Genomic DNA, 14781 nt, shown 5'->3' on the forward strand with positions numbered 1-14781 from the left:
TCCAGGACTTTACTGCATGCTCCGGCCAGCTCTGTTCAGACAAAACGGTGGAGCGTGTCGCCTAGAGGGTCTTTTGACGGAAAGCTCTTTGTTCTTCAAGACTGAGAACGTCTGCCGAAGGTTGAATGGCAACAGCCGGTTCAAGAATTTCGGGATCGTATCCCTCGACGGCCTGCTTCAAGGTCAGGCGAAGCCGGTCCGGGCTCTCGCCTTTGAGGTCTTCTTGCAGGGTAGACAACAGTTGATCAATCTCCATTGCTGAGGGATCGCGTTTTTCGTCGGCACGCATGATCTTCTGGTGCTGCGTGCCGACCACGGTGTCGGTGATCAAAAGCTCCTCGAATAGTTTTTCGCCCGGTCTCAGGCCGGTGATCTGGATGGCAATGTCGCCCTCCGGATCGACCTCGTCCTGAACGGTGCGGCCGCTCAGCTGTATCATCAGCTTGGCGAGATCCTTGATGCGAACCGGTTCGCCCATATCGAGAACAAAAACCTCGCCGCCCTCGGCCATGGAACCGGCCTGAACGACAAGCTGCGCCGCCTCCTGAACGGTCATGAAATACCGTGTGACCTGTTCATGTGTCACGGTGACCGGTCCGCCGGCCGCAATCTGTTTCTTGAAGAGATTGATCACCGAGCCGGAGGAGCCAAGGACGTTGCCGAAACGGACGATCGAAAAGATGGTCCTGTCGGCGGTTGTCTGCAGGTTCTGCACGACCTGTTCGGCAAGGCGCTTCGACGCGCCCATGACATTTGAGGGACGCACGGCCTTGTCGGTGGAAATGAGGATGAAACGCTCGACGCCGGCGGCAACCGCTTCGTCGGCCACGGACAGCGTTCCGAATATGTTGTTGGTGATACCCTGCGACGGGTTCGCTTCGACAATCGGGACATGTTTGTAGGCGGCCGCGTGATATACGATGTCTATGTCGTGACGCGTCAACAATGTGCGCACGCGCTGCCTGTCACGCACGTCGCCGAGTGTATAGACGATCTCCGGCTGTTTATCCGCGGGCGCGTGTTCCTGAAGCCACTTTTCAACGTTGTAGAGCGACAATTCACTGATTTCCAAAAGAACCAGCTTTGTAGGGTTTGCCTTCAGGATCTGGCGACAAAGCTCCGAACCGATCGATCCGCCGGCGCCGGTAACGAGGATGCTCCTGCCTTTGATGGCCTCATCGAACAATTGTGGTATCGGATTGATGGCGATGCGGCCCAGAAGATCCTCAATGCGTATGCTTTTCAATTCTTCCAGTTCAGCCTGACCGCGAAGGATGTCGCTGAGGGATGGGATCGTCTGGAGATCAAGTTTATAGGGCGAAAGCCGCGCCACCACAGCCCGCCGCTGAGAAGGGGTGGCGTTTGCAATGGCAAACAGCACCCGCTTGATATTGTAGCGCTCCTGCAACTGGCCGATTTTCTCGACACCGTGGACACGGCAGCCGCGAATGACGGTTCCCTTCAAGGTCGGATCGTCGTCAACAAAGGCGACGACGCGCTGATGATTACCGCTTTGCATCGCGGCCGCCAACTGGGTCCCGGCGGAACCGGCGCCGTATATCAGCACATTTTCCCGAATGTTGAGGCCTGTGTTGACCCGCTGATAGTAGGCTCTGGCAAGAACTCGGATCAGGCCGATAGAGATGAAGACGAGAATGCCGAAAATCGGCGGCACGGATCTCGGAATGTTGAAGCCGCTGTCCATGAATGATGCCGCGGCGACAAAAAAAGTCATGGCGGTCGCACCGGCGGCAACGATGCCGATCGTGCGGCTCTCCATCGCCCGTATGAGGACATCGTACAGTCCGAGGAAATAGTTGATTGCAACGCCGACAACAGGCAGAACGAACAGGAGCCAGGTCAGATTGTCGCGATCGGGAAAGTCAAGCTGACCGTAGCGGAACATCATCGCGCCCATAAGACATGCCGCGATGGCACCGGCATCGAAGAGCATGAACAATGTACGCTTTTGATGCCGCCCCATTTCCAGAACAGATTGATTGAACGACTGTATCAGTCGAGCCATTTGAGATTTCATCGGCACGGACCGCGGCCGATCGCTGTCATTCATGTCCCGCCATAACGGCCAAAACCGCCCCCGAAATACGCTGCGGCAGTTGCCTGCCCAATATTACTTTTCTGCACACACCAGCCGGATACACGACCGGCCATTCCCGCTCATGGAAGACAAAAGGCTCAGCAATTTGTCTTCGCGCCCGAAAGTTGTACACACTTATATCAACCCGCAAAACTTACGGCGATTTATCGGGCCTGACAATGGCCCGGGTGTTCTGCGGATGTTGAATGCCGGAAGGTGCGCACCGCGCATCCGGCCGAGTGTATTCGGTGTCAAGCTTATGAAAAATATTTATTTTTTCAGCCGAGGCTTTGATCCTGCGAGCAATGCGCTCGGACTCCGTCACAACGGCAGTGCATGACTGATCCTCAATATGCTCATTATTTGCCGATCTGTTGCAAAAAGATCATAGTGTTGTCTTGCTCCCGGCGGGAGCCGGCCGGATGAGAAGGCGGGCGCCCAGCGTGCTGCCGATAAAGCCGAATACCAGCCAGCCCCAGCCATGCAGGCTGCCGGAAATGACGCCGCCGAGATAGGCGCCGATGTTGCAGCCATAGGCAAGGCGGGCGCCGTATCCCATGAGCAGGCCGCCGGCTGTGGAGATAAAGACAGCCAAGTATTGCCCCCGCCGGAAGCAGAGCGGCGGCTGCCATAGAAGAAAGAACGCCCGTGCGCTGTAAGGGTGCCGGTTCTGCCGAGGCGGAGCTGTTCATAGGGACCAAGAGCGCCAAACCTCGTTGTGGGCTGACACGCAGCGCTAGCACTTCGCGCGTGGTGAATCCAAATCAAGCAAGAACACATCTTCGATATCAGCGGTCTTCGCCAACCACCAGGTGTTTTCATTTGACTTTCGTATAGTTTCACATATTTTCGAATTCTCTCCTTCATTACAATGGTCCGGGATCCGTCATGGGCGAAAAGGATTTCTACGATATTGTCGTCATTGGCGGCGGCATCAACGGTTGCGGCATTGCGCGCGATGCGGCCGGGCGCGGCTTTTCGGTGTTGCTTGCCGAGAAACACGACCTTGCGAGCGGCACATCCTCCGCATCCACCAAGCTCATCCATGGCGGCCTGCGCTATCTCGAACACTACGAGTTCAGGCTCGTGCGCGAGGCGTTGATGGAGCGTGAGGTTCTGTGGAAAATGGCGCCGCATATCATCTGGCCGATGCGCTTCGTGCTTCCGCACCACAAGGGCCTGCGACCGGCCTGGCTGCTGCGGCTCGGCCTTTTCATCTACGACCATCTTGGCGGCCGCAAACTGCTCCCGGCGACCAAAGTGCTCGATATGAAAAAGGACGCTGCGGCAGAACCTCTCAAACCGGTCTTTTCCAAGGCCTTCGAATATTCCGACTGCTGGGTGAACGATGCCCGTCTGGTTGCACTCAATGCCCGCGATGCGGCCGATCGGGGTGCGGAAATACATACACGCACGGAAGTTGCGCGCGCCCAACGGGAGGGTGAGACTTGGGCCGTTACGCTGCGGGACACGTCGAGCGGCAAAACGCATCAGGTGAGGGCAGGACTGCTAGTCAATGCGGCCGGTCCGTGGGTGGACAAGACCCTGCGGCACACGGTCGGCGAAAACGATGCCAGGAATGTGCGGCTGGTGCAGGGCAGCCACATCGTCATCGGGCGCAAGTTCGACGATCCGCGGGCCTATTTCTTTCAGAACAAGGACGGGCGGATCATCTTCGCCATTCCGTACGAGGGCGAATTCACGCTCATCGGCACGACTGACCAGGACTATGACGGCGATCCCGGCACAGCTGCAATCACCGAAAACGAAATCTCCTATCTTTGCGATGCTGCGTCCGAATATTTTGCCGAACCCGTGGCCCGCGACGACGTGGTGTGGACCTATAGCGGTGTGCGTCCACTCCACGACGACGGCGCGAGCGCCGCTCAGGAGGCGACGCGCGACTATGTGCTTGTCGAGGACGGCAGCGAAAGCGAGACGCGTCTCATCAATGTCTTCGGCGGGAAAATCACAACATACAGGCGTCTGTCGGAGGCGGTTCTGGAAAAGATCGAACGCATCCTCGGCAAGCGCGGCGAGACCTGGACCGCGGATGCGCCGCTTCCGGGCGGTGACTTCGAAGTGATGGGTTTTGACGGCCTGGTCCAGTCGTTGAAGGAGACTTATCCGTTCCTTGAAGAGCCGCATGCGCGCCGGCTGGTGCGCCTCTACGGCACGCTCGCCCGCAATATCCTCAAGGATGCGCGCGCCCATGACGATCTTGGCAAGCATTTCGGCGCTGACCTTTATGCGGCGGAGGTCGATTACCTTGCCGCGAATGAATGGGCGATCAGCGGCGAAGACGTGGCCTGGCGAAGGACAAAATGCGGCCTGCGGATGACACAGGAGCAATTGGAGGCGCTTGACGCCTATCTCGATGCTTCCAAACCGGAAGATTTGAAGGCAGGTTAAAAGCCCGAGGCATAATGCGGGCGGTCCAACCGGGTCACGGAGGGAATAATGGCAGACAATATCCTGGCGATCGATCAGGGGACGACCTCAAGCCGGGCAATCGTGTTCGGTGCGGATCTTTCCGTTGCCGGCGCTGGACAGAAGGAGTTTACGCAGCACTTCCCCAAATCCGGATGGGTTGAACACGATCCGGAGGAAATCTGGCAAAGTGTCGAGTGGTCGATCGACGAGGCGATCGGCAATGCGGGCGTCGGCCCCGGCGACATCGCGGCGATCGGCATCACCAATCAGCGCGAGACGGTGGTCGTGTGGGACCGGGCGAGCGGTAAACCGGTTTTCAACGCGATCGTGTGGCAGGACCGCCGCACCACGGATATGTGCGAACGGATGAAGGGTGACGGGCTCGAGCCTGTTTTTTCCGAAAAGACGGGGCTCTTGCTGGACCCGTATTTTTCCGGGACAAAGCTGAGCTGGCTGCTGGACAATGTCGCGGGCGTCCGCGAACGCGCGGAGCGCGGCGAACTCTGCTTCGGCACGGTCGACAGTTTTCTGATCTGGCGCCTCACCGGCGGCGCACGTCATGTCACCGATGCCACCAATGCGTCGCGCACGCTCATGTACAATATTACGGAAAACTGCTGGGATGGGGAATTGCTCCTCCATCTTCGCGTTCCGATTTCCATGCTTCCGCAGGTCTGCGACAGCGCCGATGAGTTTGGTGTTGTCGCCGACGGGCCGCTTGCCGGCAAGCCGATCCTCGGTGTTGCCGGTGACCAGCAGGCTGCAACGATCGGCAATGCCTGTTTCGATGTCGGGATGATGAAGATCACCTACGGAACCGGCTGTTTTTCGTTGCTCAATACCGGTGGTGAGCTGGTGAAATCGAAAAACCGGCTGCTCTCGACCATCGCCTACCGGCTGGACGGACAAACGACCTATGCCATTGAAGGCTCCATCTTCGTCGCGGGCGCCGGCGTGCAATGGCTGCGCGACGGCCTCGGCATCATAGAGTCGGCGTCGCAAAGCGGGGAACTGGCCGCAAAGGCCGATCCCGAACAGTCCGTTTATCTTGTGCCCGCTTTTGTCGGTCTCGGTGCGCCCTATTGGGATGCCGAAGCCCGCGGTGCCATGTTCGGCCTGACGCGCAGCACGGGACCTGCCGAGATCGCCAAGGCGACGCTCGATTCGGTCTGTTTCCAGACATATGATCTGCTGACGGCCAAACGCGGCGACTGGCAGGGCGGCGGCGAAGAAACGGGGCTTCGCGTGGATGGTGGAATGGTCGCATCGGATTGGACCATGCAGCGCCTCGCCGATATCCTCGGTGTTCCGGTCGACCGCCCCGTTATCCTTGAAACAACCGCGCTCGGTGCGGCCTGGCTCGCCGGTCATCGCGCCGGTGTCTGGCCGCAAAGGGAAGAGTTTTCCAGGCGCTGGGCGCTGGATCGCCAGTTCACTCCGGCCATTGATGCCGGTCAGCGCAATGCCGAGCTCGACGGCTGGAAGGACGCCGTCCGACGCACGCTCACCAGTTTTTCCTGACCAGCAGTTCCATCATCAAACATTGATCATTGCATGGGTGCGGCCTCGATCCGCGCTCATGCTCAGGCTTGCGTACTGATTCAGCCTTTCCTCTCAAGATATTGATTAAATGATGCTATCTTGCATCGTGGCTGATTCGGTCCCGCTTTTGATTTTAGTGATACTAAAAAAATCTTGACTCAACTCCCTGCAGAGGCCATCGTTTTAGTAATACTAAAAAAGGAGGCAGGATTGAGCGCGCGGGACGCAGCAAAATCCACGGACCAGGGTGAACACGGAGCGCTTGCGGCCCGGCTTCGCGAGCGTCGGCGGGAACTTGGTCTGACATTGAAGACGGTCGCCGATGCCGCCGGGCTTTCGGTCGGCTTTATTTCCCAGATCGAGCGCGGCATCGCCGTTCCGTCGCTGTCGTCGCTTGTCTCGGTTTCCCGCGTCCTTGGCGTCGAGGTCGCCGACTTCCTGACCGGACAGCCGAAGCCCGAGGTGGACGAGGTGCGCACGCGTCAGGCGGACCGGCTGGCCTTCGCGGTCAACCAAAGCACCGTCACCTATGAACGCATTTCCTCGTCCTTTCCGGGCCATGTGCTGCGCAGCGTGATCATGCATGAACCGCCCGGTCACCGCAGCGAACCCATCGCCCATGAAGGAGAGGAGCTCATGTTCGTGCTGGCGGGTACGGTGACGATCGAGGTTGACGGCGAGCGCACGATACTGGGAACCGGCGATTCCATGCATTTTCCGTCCACACGGGTCCACTCGACCTGGAACCACTCCGACAAACCGGCGACGATCCTTTGGGCCGGCACGATGGATGTGTTCGGCGAGGAACCCGTTACGCCCTTTCATAAGGACAACAAGCAGAAGGCGGATTGACCGCCCGCATCAACCACAACCGAACCGCGCAGGGAGAATACACATGAACTATCTTGCAAAAACAGCGGCGGCGGCGCTTTTGGGCGTCAGCACGCTGGCGCTCGCACCGTCGGCGCCGGCGCTCGCTGAAACAGTGCTGCGTCTCGACGAGGTCGCCGTCGGCGAACTCGATCCGGCAAAGGCATCCGACTACGCCGATTCAATCCTCATGTTCAACGTCTACGACACGCTGGTGCTTCCGGCGCAGGGGGCGCCGGGCCTCGTTTCGCATCTGGCGGAAAGCTGGTCGGCCGACGGCAACAACCACACTTTCAAGCTGCGCAAGGACGTCAAGTTCCAGAGCGGCAATCCACTGACGGCCGAAGACGTGGTCTTCTCGCTCGAGCGCATGCAGGCGCTTGGCGCCGGTCTTTCTTACCTGTTTACCAATGTCGAGAAGGCCGAAGCCGTCGATGACAACACGGTGACCTTCGTCCTCAAGGAACCCTACGCGCCTTTTGTCGCGTCGATGCTGCGCCTTCCGAGTGTCGACAAGACGCTTGTGATGGAAAATCTCGGCGACGGTGACGGCGAGATGAAAGATTGGGGCCAGGCGTTCCTCTCGGCGAACGGCGCGGGAACCGGCGCCTACAAGGTTACCTCGCACAATCCGCAGCAGGAAACGGTCATGGCCAGGAATGCCGACTATTTCCTCGGCGTTGCGGATGTGGCGCCTGACACGGTCCGGCTCCGCTACGGGCTGGAGCCGGCAACCGTACGCACCCTGATCGCGCAAGGTGAGCACGACATTTCCTCGCAATGGCTGCCGCCGGAGGTTCTGAAAGCCCTGGCACAGGGTGGCGCCCAATTGCTGACCGAATCCGGTACCGGCGGTTTCTATGTCAAGATGAACACCACCAAGGCTCCGTTCGACGATCCGCAATGCCGGCTGGCGCTCGCCAGTGCATTCGACTACGACGCGGCCATCAAGATGATCGCCGTGACCGACGATGTATCGCAGGGCAGCGCGGCGACCGGCGCGATCCCGGTCGGAATGCTTGGTTCAAACCCGCCGACTGATACGCTCACCAGGGATATGGATGCGGCCAAGCGCCACTGGGATTCCTGCCGCTATGCGCCGGGCGATCATACGATCGAGATTTCCTGGATCGCCGAGGTGCCTATCGAGGAACGTTTTGCACTGTTGATGCAGGCAAACTTCGCCGAGCTCGGTGTCAAATCGGAAATCAAGAAGCTGCCGTGGGCGCTGTTTGCGGAACAGGTCTCGAAGCCTGAAAACACGCCTCATATCTCGCAGCTCTTCGTCAACGCCGTTACGGGCGATCCCGATACGCTGCTTTACGGCATGTATGATTCCAAGGCGGCCGGCACCTGGCAGTCGCCGGAATATCTCAACGATGCCGAAGTGGACGCGTTGCTGGAAGAGGGCAGGGTCAATTCCGATCCTGAAGCCCGGGCAAAAGCCTATCACGAGCTGAACGACAGGCTGATGGCCATTGCCCCGTCCATCTACGGTTACGACCGGCAGTCGGTCTTTGCCGCGAGCAACCGGGTCAAGGTGCCTGCACTGTCCGATCCGTCAAAGGCCTTCGGGCTTGACGGCATGGGCTTCAGCTTCCGGCTGATGGAAATGCAAGACAAGGACTAGCCCTGCGTCACGGGCCGGTTGCCTCGGCGCTGGCCCGTCTTTTTAACGTGAGCTTACGGCTCGAAGAAAGCTGCGACCTGCAATGTCACCCGTTGTCCGCCTTCTTGTGAAGCGGCTGTCGATATCGGTCATCGTTCTGATCGGTGTGTCGATGCTGATATTCACCATCGCCCGGGTCATCCCCGGCGATCCGGCCCGTATCGCGCTCGGTCCGAACGCGACGAGCGAGCAGGTGGAGCAGCTGCGGGACAAGCTGCACCTGAACGAACCGATCTATGTTCAGTACGGCTATTTCGTGCGTGATTTCGCGCGCGGCGATCTCGGTATCTCGCTTTATACGAACCGCCCGGTCATGACGGATATCGCGCAGTTTCTGCCGGCGACGCTGGAGCTCGTCATCGTTGCCGGCATCTTCATGATCGGTCTTGGTATTCCGCTCGGCATCGCTTCCGCCCGTTATCGGGGCAGGGCGGCGGACAATATCATCCGCGTCATATCGCTGCTCGGCGTTTCGGCCCCGAGTTTTGTCTGGGCGGTCATCCTGATGCTGCTCTTTGCATTCTTCCTGCCGCTCTTTCCGATAGCCGGACAAATCTCAGATACGCTTGCCGTGCCGCCGAGGGTGACCGGGTTTCTTCTGGTGGACAGCCTGATTGCCGGCAATTTTGCCGCCTTCTTCAGCGCCCTTCACCACATCATCCTGCCGGCCTTTGCGCTCGCCCTTTCCGGCATCGGACAGGCCGCACGGCTGACCCGCTCCAATATGGTCGAGACCTATGACAAGCCCTATATCGAGATGGCCCGGTCCTACGGGTTTCCGGCGCGGCGCATCGCCAACCGTTACGCCTTCCGTCCCTCGCTGATCCCGTCCCTGACCATTATCGGCCTCGACTTCGCGGCCATGCTGGGCAACGCCTTTCTTGTCGAGGCTGTTTACGGCTGGCCGGGCCTGTCGCGCTACGGGGTGCAGGTGATCCTGCGCAAGGACCTCAATGCCATTGTCGGCACCGTGCTGGTCATCTCGGCCACCTTCCTGATCGTCAATATCATTGTCGATCTGCTGATCGCCTATATCAACCCGCGTATTCGCCTGGCGGAGAGGAGCGGGTCATGAGGCGCACGCTTTATATTCTGCTGTCAAATCCGCTCTCCGCGATCGGTCTTTTTCTGGTCGGCACGGTTGTCTTTGCCGCCGTCTTCGCCGATTTCATCGCACCGTTTCCCTCGCATCGCGGCGCGGTGGTGGATTTCTCGAACTTCAATCAGCCGCCGCACTGGCCCAATATTTTCGGCACCGATCTGGTGGGCCGCGATGTCTTTTCGCGTATCCTCTATGCGTATCGGATTTCGCTCATGCTTGGGGTGGTGGTGCTGGCGATTGCCGTGCCGATCGGCGTGACCGTAGGCCTTGCCGCCGGCTATCTTGGCGGCTGGGCCGAGTTTGTTCTCATGCGGCTTACCGACGTCTTCCTGTCGATCCCGCCGCTGGTGCTCGCCATGTCCGTCATGGGTCTTCTGGAGCCGACGCTGACAAACGGGATGCTTGCGGTGACGACCATGTGGTGGCCTTGGTATGCGCGGCTCGTCTACAATGTGACGCGATCGGAAGCGCAGGAAGGCTATGTGCTTGCCGCCGAGATCATCGGCGCATCGCGCCTGCACATCATGTTCCGGGAAATCCTGCCCAATTGCGTGCCGTCGATCGTGACCAAGATGACGCTGGATCTCGGCTTCGTCATTCTCATTGTCTCGTCGCTGTCCTTCCTTGGGTTGGGCGTGCAGGCGCCGACGCCGGACCTTGGCTCCATGGTCGCGGAAGGCGGCAATTATCTGCCCGACTCCTGGTGGCTGACCGTGTTTCCGTCGCTGGCCATTCTGATTGCCGTCTTCGGGTTCAATCTGCTCGGCGATGCGTTGCGGCAACTCCTGGGGAGCGACCGATGAGGAATGCGCTGCTCGACATCCGCGACCTGCGGCTTGCCTTCAAGGGGTATTCCGGTCTCGTGGAGGTGCTGCACGGCATTTCCCTTCATGTCGGCGCGGGCGAAAAGGTCGCCCTTGTCGGCGAATCCGGCTCGGGAAAATCGGTCACGGCGCGTATCATTTTGGGATTGCTGCAGGAGCTGCGCACCGCGCAGGTTTCGGGTTCCGTCCTGTTTGACGGGCAGGATCTGGAACAACAGCCGCTGAAGGTGCGCCAGGGTCTGCGCGGCACCAGGATCTCAATGATCTTCCAGGACCCGACCTCGTCGCTCAACCCGGTCTATCCGATCGACGCGCAGTTCATCGAGGTGCTCAAGCGGGGGTCGCCCGGTGTCGCAGAAGCCGATGCGCGAACACGGGCCGTGGCGCTTTTGAAGGATGTGTCGATACCCGAACCGGAGCGGGTGCTTGCATCCTATCCCTTCCAGCTTTCCGGCGGGATGAACCAGCGGGTCATGATTGCGATGGCGCTGGCCAACGAGCCGTCGCTCCTGATTGCCGACGAACCGGGTACGGCGCTGGATGTTACCGTCCAGGCCCAGACATTGCATCTGATGCGCGATCTCGTCGAGCGGCGTGGAACATCGGTGCTTTTTATCTCTCACAACCTCGGTGTGGTGCGCGAATTCGCCGACCGGGTCTACGTGATCTACAAGGGCCGGCTTGTCGAACATGGCGAGACGCATGAGCTGTTTCACAATCCCCGTCATCCCTATACCCGCGCGCTGATGGCGGCCGTTCCGCGTATCACGGGCGGCGGCATTCCGCAGATCGATGAAGCAACGGACGGTTTTCAGGATCCGATGATCGACCATGAAGCGGAGGTTTCGACATGAATCGCGCCACCGCAGGACCGGTGTTGGAGGCGCGGGACGTCTCCAAGGTTTTCAGGACGTCTATTCATGAGGTGAAGGCTCTCGATTCGGTCTCCCTTTCGGTCAGGCGCGGAGAGTGCCTGGCGATTGTCGGCGAAAGCGGGTCGGGCAAGACGACCTTCGCCAACATGCTGCTCGGTATTTACGCTCCGAGCGCCGGGGAGTTTCTGCTTGACGGCGCGCCCTTGCCGACGCGCCGGACCTTGCCCTTGCGGCGCGCGATCCAGCTTGTCCAGCAAAATCCGCTGTCCTCGCTCAACCCGCGCCGTACCATCGGCGCATCACTGCGGTTGGCGCTGGATGTGCACGATATCGGCGACCGGCCGGGCCGGGCGGGGCGGATCGGTGCGCTCCTCGAGGAAGTCGGGCTGCCTGCGGCATTTGCAGGGCGTTACCCGTCGGCGCTTTCGGGCGGACAGCGCCAGCGCGTCGCCATCGCACGGGCGCTGGCGTGCGGACCTGAAATCCTCGTCCTGGATGAGCCGACCTCGGCCCTTGATGTCCTGGTTCAGGCCCGTGTGCTGCAATTGCTGGACGAGTTGCGACGTCAGCGGAACCTCACTTACGTTTTTATCACCCACGACCTCGGCGTCGTGCGGAACATCGCCGACCGCGTCGCCGTATTCGAGCGCGGCAAGCTTGTTGAACAGGCCGGGACCGAAGCGATCTTCGAGCGGCCCCGAAATGCCTATACCCGAAGCCTGATCGGAGCGATCCCGGTCATCACCGACGAGGAACTGGATCTTCGCCGGAAAGTCATGGAGGAAAACAGTGTCGGCTGAAGACATGATCACCGAGTTCACCGAAGCGGCAGGACGGGCGACGCGCGTGGCGGACGTCCAAATGGCACTCGAAGAGCTGACCCAGGCACGCATCGGCGTGAAGCTGTTCACGTTGATGACATTCGATCGCGAATCCCGGCTTGCAAGGCGCAGTTATACCAATATGCCCGACGCCTATCCCAGTTCCGGCACAAAGCCGGTGGGCAGCGATCACTGGACCGCACATGTTCTGGATGGCCGCAACACCTTTGTCGCCAACGATATCGAAAGTATTGCCGCGGTTTTCGACGATCATGAATTGATCCGGTCTCTGGGATGCGAATCCGTTCTCAACATTCCGGTCGTCGTCGGCAACGAGGTGCTCGGCACGATCAACTGCCTGCATGAGGCGGGCTTCTACACAGCGGACAAGGTGGCTGCGGCGGAGAGTCTGAAACTGCCGGGAAGCGTTTGTTTTCTCATGGAAAAACTGAACAAGGGAGGTCTGTGATGGCGGGCTCCACAATACGCGTCGCAACGGATGTCGGGGGGACGTTCACCGATCTGGTCTGTTTTGAAACCGACGAGAACGGTGCCTCCAGCATTCGCACGGCCAAGTCCGACACGACACCGCCGGATTTCGAGAAGGGCGTGCTGAATGTCCTTGAAAAGGGCGGGGTCGATCCCGGATCGGTCGACTTCCTGGCCCATGGCACGACCGTCGTCATCAATGCGCTCACCGAGCGAAAGGGCGTCAAGGTCGGTCTGATCACCACCGCGGGCTTTCGCGATATTCTTGAAATCGCCCGGGGCAACCGCCCGGACTTCTTTAATCTGCACTACAAGAAGCCGCCGCCTTTCGTTCCCCGATACCTTCGCCGGGAACTCCCGGGCCGCATGAGTTACCGTGGTGAGGAATTGCAGCCGCTTGATATGTCCGGCCTGCCGGCAATCCTTGACGGCTTCCGCGAGGAGGGCGTTGAGGCGATCGCCATCTGTTTCCTTCACTCCTATGCGAACCCGGCCCATGAAAAGGCGGTTCTGGCGGAGGTGGGCAAACACTGGCCGGACGTTTCGGTCGTGTCCTCGCACCAGATCACGCGGGAATGGCGCGAATATGAGCGCACAAACACCGCGGTCCTGTCCGCCTATGTGCAGCCGATTGCCGAGCGATACCTTTCGCGGCTGCAGGACGGGCTGGCGAGCCGGGATTTCAGGGGCAGCCCCTATATCATGCAGTCCAATTGCGGCGTCGATTCGCTTGAATCGGTCTCCCGCATCCCGATCACGATGGTCGAATCCGGACCGGCCTCCGGTTTCTGGGGCGCGGCGGAGCTCGGCAAGCTGATCGACGAGCCCAACATCCTTGCGCTCGACATCGGCGGCACAACGGCGAAGTGCTCGCTGATCGAGAACGGGCAGGTCCGGATCATGACGGATTACTGGATCGAAAAGGACCGCACATCGGCAGGGTACCCGATCATGGTGCCGGTGGTCGATCTGGTCGAGATCGGCAATGGTGGCGGCTCCATCGCATGGGTGGACGACTTCAAGAAGCTGCATGTGGGACCGCAATCGGCCGGCGCGCTGCCGGGCCCGGCTGCCTACGGCAAGGGTGGCACCGATGCAACGACAACAGACGCCAACCTCTATCTCGGGCGCATCAACAAGGACTATTTCTGCGGCGGCGAGATCGATGCGGACATGCAGGCGGCCAACGCCGCGATAGAATCGGTTGCGGAGAAACTCGGCGTGAGCGCGCAGGAGGCGGCGCGCGGCATCGTGCGCATCGCCAACAACAATATGGTCAACGCGCTCAAGCTGGTTTCGCTGAACCGGGGTTTCGATCCGCGTGACTTTACTCTCGTGGCGTTTGGCGGCGGCGGCGCCATGCATGCCGTCGCGCTGGCCGCCGAACTCGGCGTGAAAAAGGTGGTGGTCCCGGCCGGCGCTTCGGTGTTTTCCGCCTGGGGCATGATGATGTCCGACCTGCGGCGGGATTATTTTGTGACGCGCCTGGTCGATCTTGCCGAGGGCGGGGCGAAAGATATCGAAGCGCTCTTTGCCGAGACGGAAGAGCAGGCGCGGGCCCAGTTCGCGCGGGAAGGCATCGATGCCTCGCGCATCACGTTCCTGCGGTTCGGCAAGTTCCGTTACCAGAATCAGGAGCATACGACCGAGGTTCTCGTGCCGGCCGGTGCGATCACCGGTGAGCGGCTCGCCGACATCGAGGCGCTGTTCCATGAGACCTATGAGCGTGAATACACCTATCGCCTCGACGCGCCGGTCGAGATGGTCGGCATTCATCTGGTTGCCTCCGCGGAGGTCGGCAAGCTGACAATGACCGCGCAGCCGCTTGGAGATGCGGATGCGACAGCGGCTGTGAAGGGATCGCGGACCGTCGACTATGCGCTCGACGGCGAGCACGAAAGCACGATCTATGACGGTCCGGCCCTCAAACCCGGCATGGCGTTTGAAGGGCCGGCGATTGTCGAGGACCCGGGAACGACGGTGGTCATCCACCCCAATGGCAGTGCCCGTGTCGACGCCTATGGCAATATTCACATCGAACTGGGTGAATGAGGGAGG

The 14781-nt window shown here is 60.1% G+C and carries 11 protein-coding genes and 1 pseudogene; 10 read left to right on the forward strand and 2 right to left on the reverse strand.

Annotated elements, in window-relative coordinates; translation table 11 throughout:
* Positions 1 to 61: 61 nt before the first annotated feature.
* Both AC5E6N_RS00335 and AC5E6N_RS00340 read right to left on the reverse strand, forming a co-directional pair.
* Positions 62 to 2026 carry a polysaccharide biosynthesis protein gene (locus AC5E6N_RS00335; protein WP_491745929.1) on the reverse strand — a complete coding sequence of 655 codons (1965 nt, stop codon included), beginning with the start codon at positions 2024 to 2026 and terminating at the stop codon, positions 62 to 64.
* Between the two features lie 457 nt (positions 2027 to 2483).
* Positions 2484 to 2672, reverse strand: a pseudogene (locus tag AC5E6N_RS00340) (YeeE/YedE thiosulfate transporter family protein); the annotation flags it as partial.
* Between the two features lie 314 nt (positions 2673 to 2986).
* Here AC5E6N_RS00340 and glpD point away from each other — a divergent pair.
* The 10 genes from glpD (at position 2987) to AC5E6N_RS00390 (ending at position 14775) form a co-directional block, all read left to right on the forward strand.
* Positions 2987 to 4510, forward strand: coding sequence for a glycerol-3-phosphate dehydrogenase (glpD, locus tag AC5E6N_RS00345; protein ID WP_491745930.1), 1524 nt, complete (start codon positions 2987 to 2989; stop codon positions 4508 to 4510).
* A 48-nt stretch (positions 4511 to 4558) separates the two neighbouring features.
* Positions 4559 to 6052: a glycerol kinase GlpK gene (glpK, locus tag AC5E6N_RS00350; protein WP_491745931.1), complete on the forward strand. Its 1494-nt coding sequence runs from the start codon at positions 4559 to 4561 to the stop codon at positions 6050 to 6052.
* A gap of 231 nt (positions 6053 to 6283) precedes the next feature.
* A complete protein-coding gene (locus AC5E6N_RS00355; protein ID WP_491745932.1) occupies positions 6284 to 6925 on the forward strand; it encodes a helix-turn-helix domain-containing protein in 642 nt (213 codons plus the stop codon).
* A 43-nt stretch (positions 6926 to 6968) separates the two neighbouring features.
* Complete coding sequence (locus tag AC5E6N_RS00360) at positions 6969 to 8573, forward strand: ABC transporter substrate-binding protein (protein WP_491745933.1); 1605 nt, start codon at positions 6969 to 6971, stop codon at positions 8571 to 8573.
* 82 nt (positions 8574 to 8655) lie between these two features.
* The gene (locus tag AC5E6N_RS00365) at positions 8656 to 9687 is read left to right on the forward strand and encodes an ABC transporter permease (RefSeq protein WP_491688372.1); all 1032 of its coding nucleotides are present in this window, start codon (positions 8656 to 8658) and stop codon (positions 9685 to 9687) included.
* A complete protein-coding gene (locus AC5E6N_RS00370) occupies positions 9684 to 10517 on the forward strand; it encodes an ABC transporter permease (protein ID WP_491745934.1) in 834 nt (277 codons plus the stop codon). The genes AC5E6N_RS00365 and AC5E6N_RS00370 overlap by 4 nt, the downstream gene beginning before the upstream one ends.
* The gene (locus AC5E6N_RS00375; RefSeq protein ID WP_491745935.1) at positions 10514 to 11392 is read left to right on the forward strand and encodes an ABC transporter ATP-binding protein; all 879 of its coding nucleotides are present in this window, start codon (positions 10514 to 10516) and stop codon (positions 11390 to 11392) included. Before AC5E6N_RS00370 ends, AC5E6N_RS00375 begins: the two co-directional genes overlap by 4 nt.
* A complete protein-coding gene (locus tag AC5E6N_RS00380; RefSeq protein ID WP_491745936.1) occupies positions 11389 to 12213 on the forward strand; it encodes an ABC transporter ATP-binding protein in 825 nt (274 codons plus the stop codon). The genes AC5E6N_RS00375 and AC5E6N_RS00380 overlap by 4 nt, the downstream gene beginning before the upstream one ends.
* Positions 12203 to 12703: a GAF domain-containing protein gene (locus AC5E6N_RS00385; RefSeq protein WP_491745937.1), complete on the forward strand. Its 501-nt coding sequence runs from the start codon at positions 12203 to 12205 to the stop codon at positions 12701 to 12703. Before AC5E6N_RS00380 ends, AC5E6N_RS00385 begins: the two co-directional genes overlap by 11 nt.
* A complete protein-coding gene (locus AC5E6N_RS00390) occupies positions 12703 to 14775 on the forward strand; it encodes a hydantoinase/oxoprolinase family protein (RefSeq protein ID WP_491745938.1) in 2073 nt (690 codons plus the stop codon). The genes AC5E6N_RS00385 and AC5E6N_RS00390 overlap by 1 nt, the downstream gene beginning before the upstream one ends.
* Positions 14776 to 14781: the final 6 nt, after the last annotated feature.

Source organism: Hoeflea sp., from assembly GCF_984452065.1.

Coding starts and splice junctions, on each gene's coding strand:
- AC5E6N_RS00335 (WP_491745929.1), bottom strand. CDS start 2,026: ATGGCTCGACTGATACAGTCGTTCAATCAATCTGTTCTGGAAATGGGG.
- glpK (WP_491745931.1), top strand. CDS start 4,559: ATGGCAGACAATATCCTGGCGATCGATCAGGGGACGACCTCAAGCCGG.
- AC5E6N_RS00360 (WP_491745933.1), top strand. CDS start 6,969: ATGAACTATCTTGCAAAAACAGCGGCGGCGGCGCTTTTGGGCGTCAGC.
- glpD (WP_491745930.1), top strand. CDS start 2,987: ATGGGCGAAAAGGATTTCTACGATATTGTCGTCATTGGCGGCGGCATC.
- AC5E6N_RS00375 (WP_491745935.1), top strand. CDS start 10,514: ATGAGGAATGCGCTGCTCGACATCCGCGACCTGCGGCTTGCCTTCAAG.
- AC5E6N_RS00370 (WP_491745934.1), top strand. CDS start 9,684: ATGAGGCGCACGCTTTATATTCTGCTGTCAAATCCGCTCTCCGCGATC.
- AC5E6N_RS00380 (WP_491745936.1), top strand. CDS start 11,389: ATGAATCGCGCCACCGCAGGACCGGTGTTGGAGGCGCGGGACGTCTCC.
- AC5E6N_RS00365 (WP_491688372.1), top strand. CDS start 8,656: ATGTCACCCGTTGTCCGCCTTCTTGTGAAGCGGCTGTCGATATCGGTC.
- AC5E6N_RS00390 (WP_491745938.1), top strand. CDS start 12,703: ATGGCGGGCTCCACAATACGCGTCGCAACGGATGTCGGGGGGACGTTC.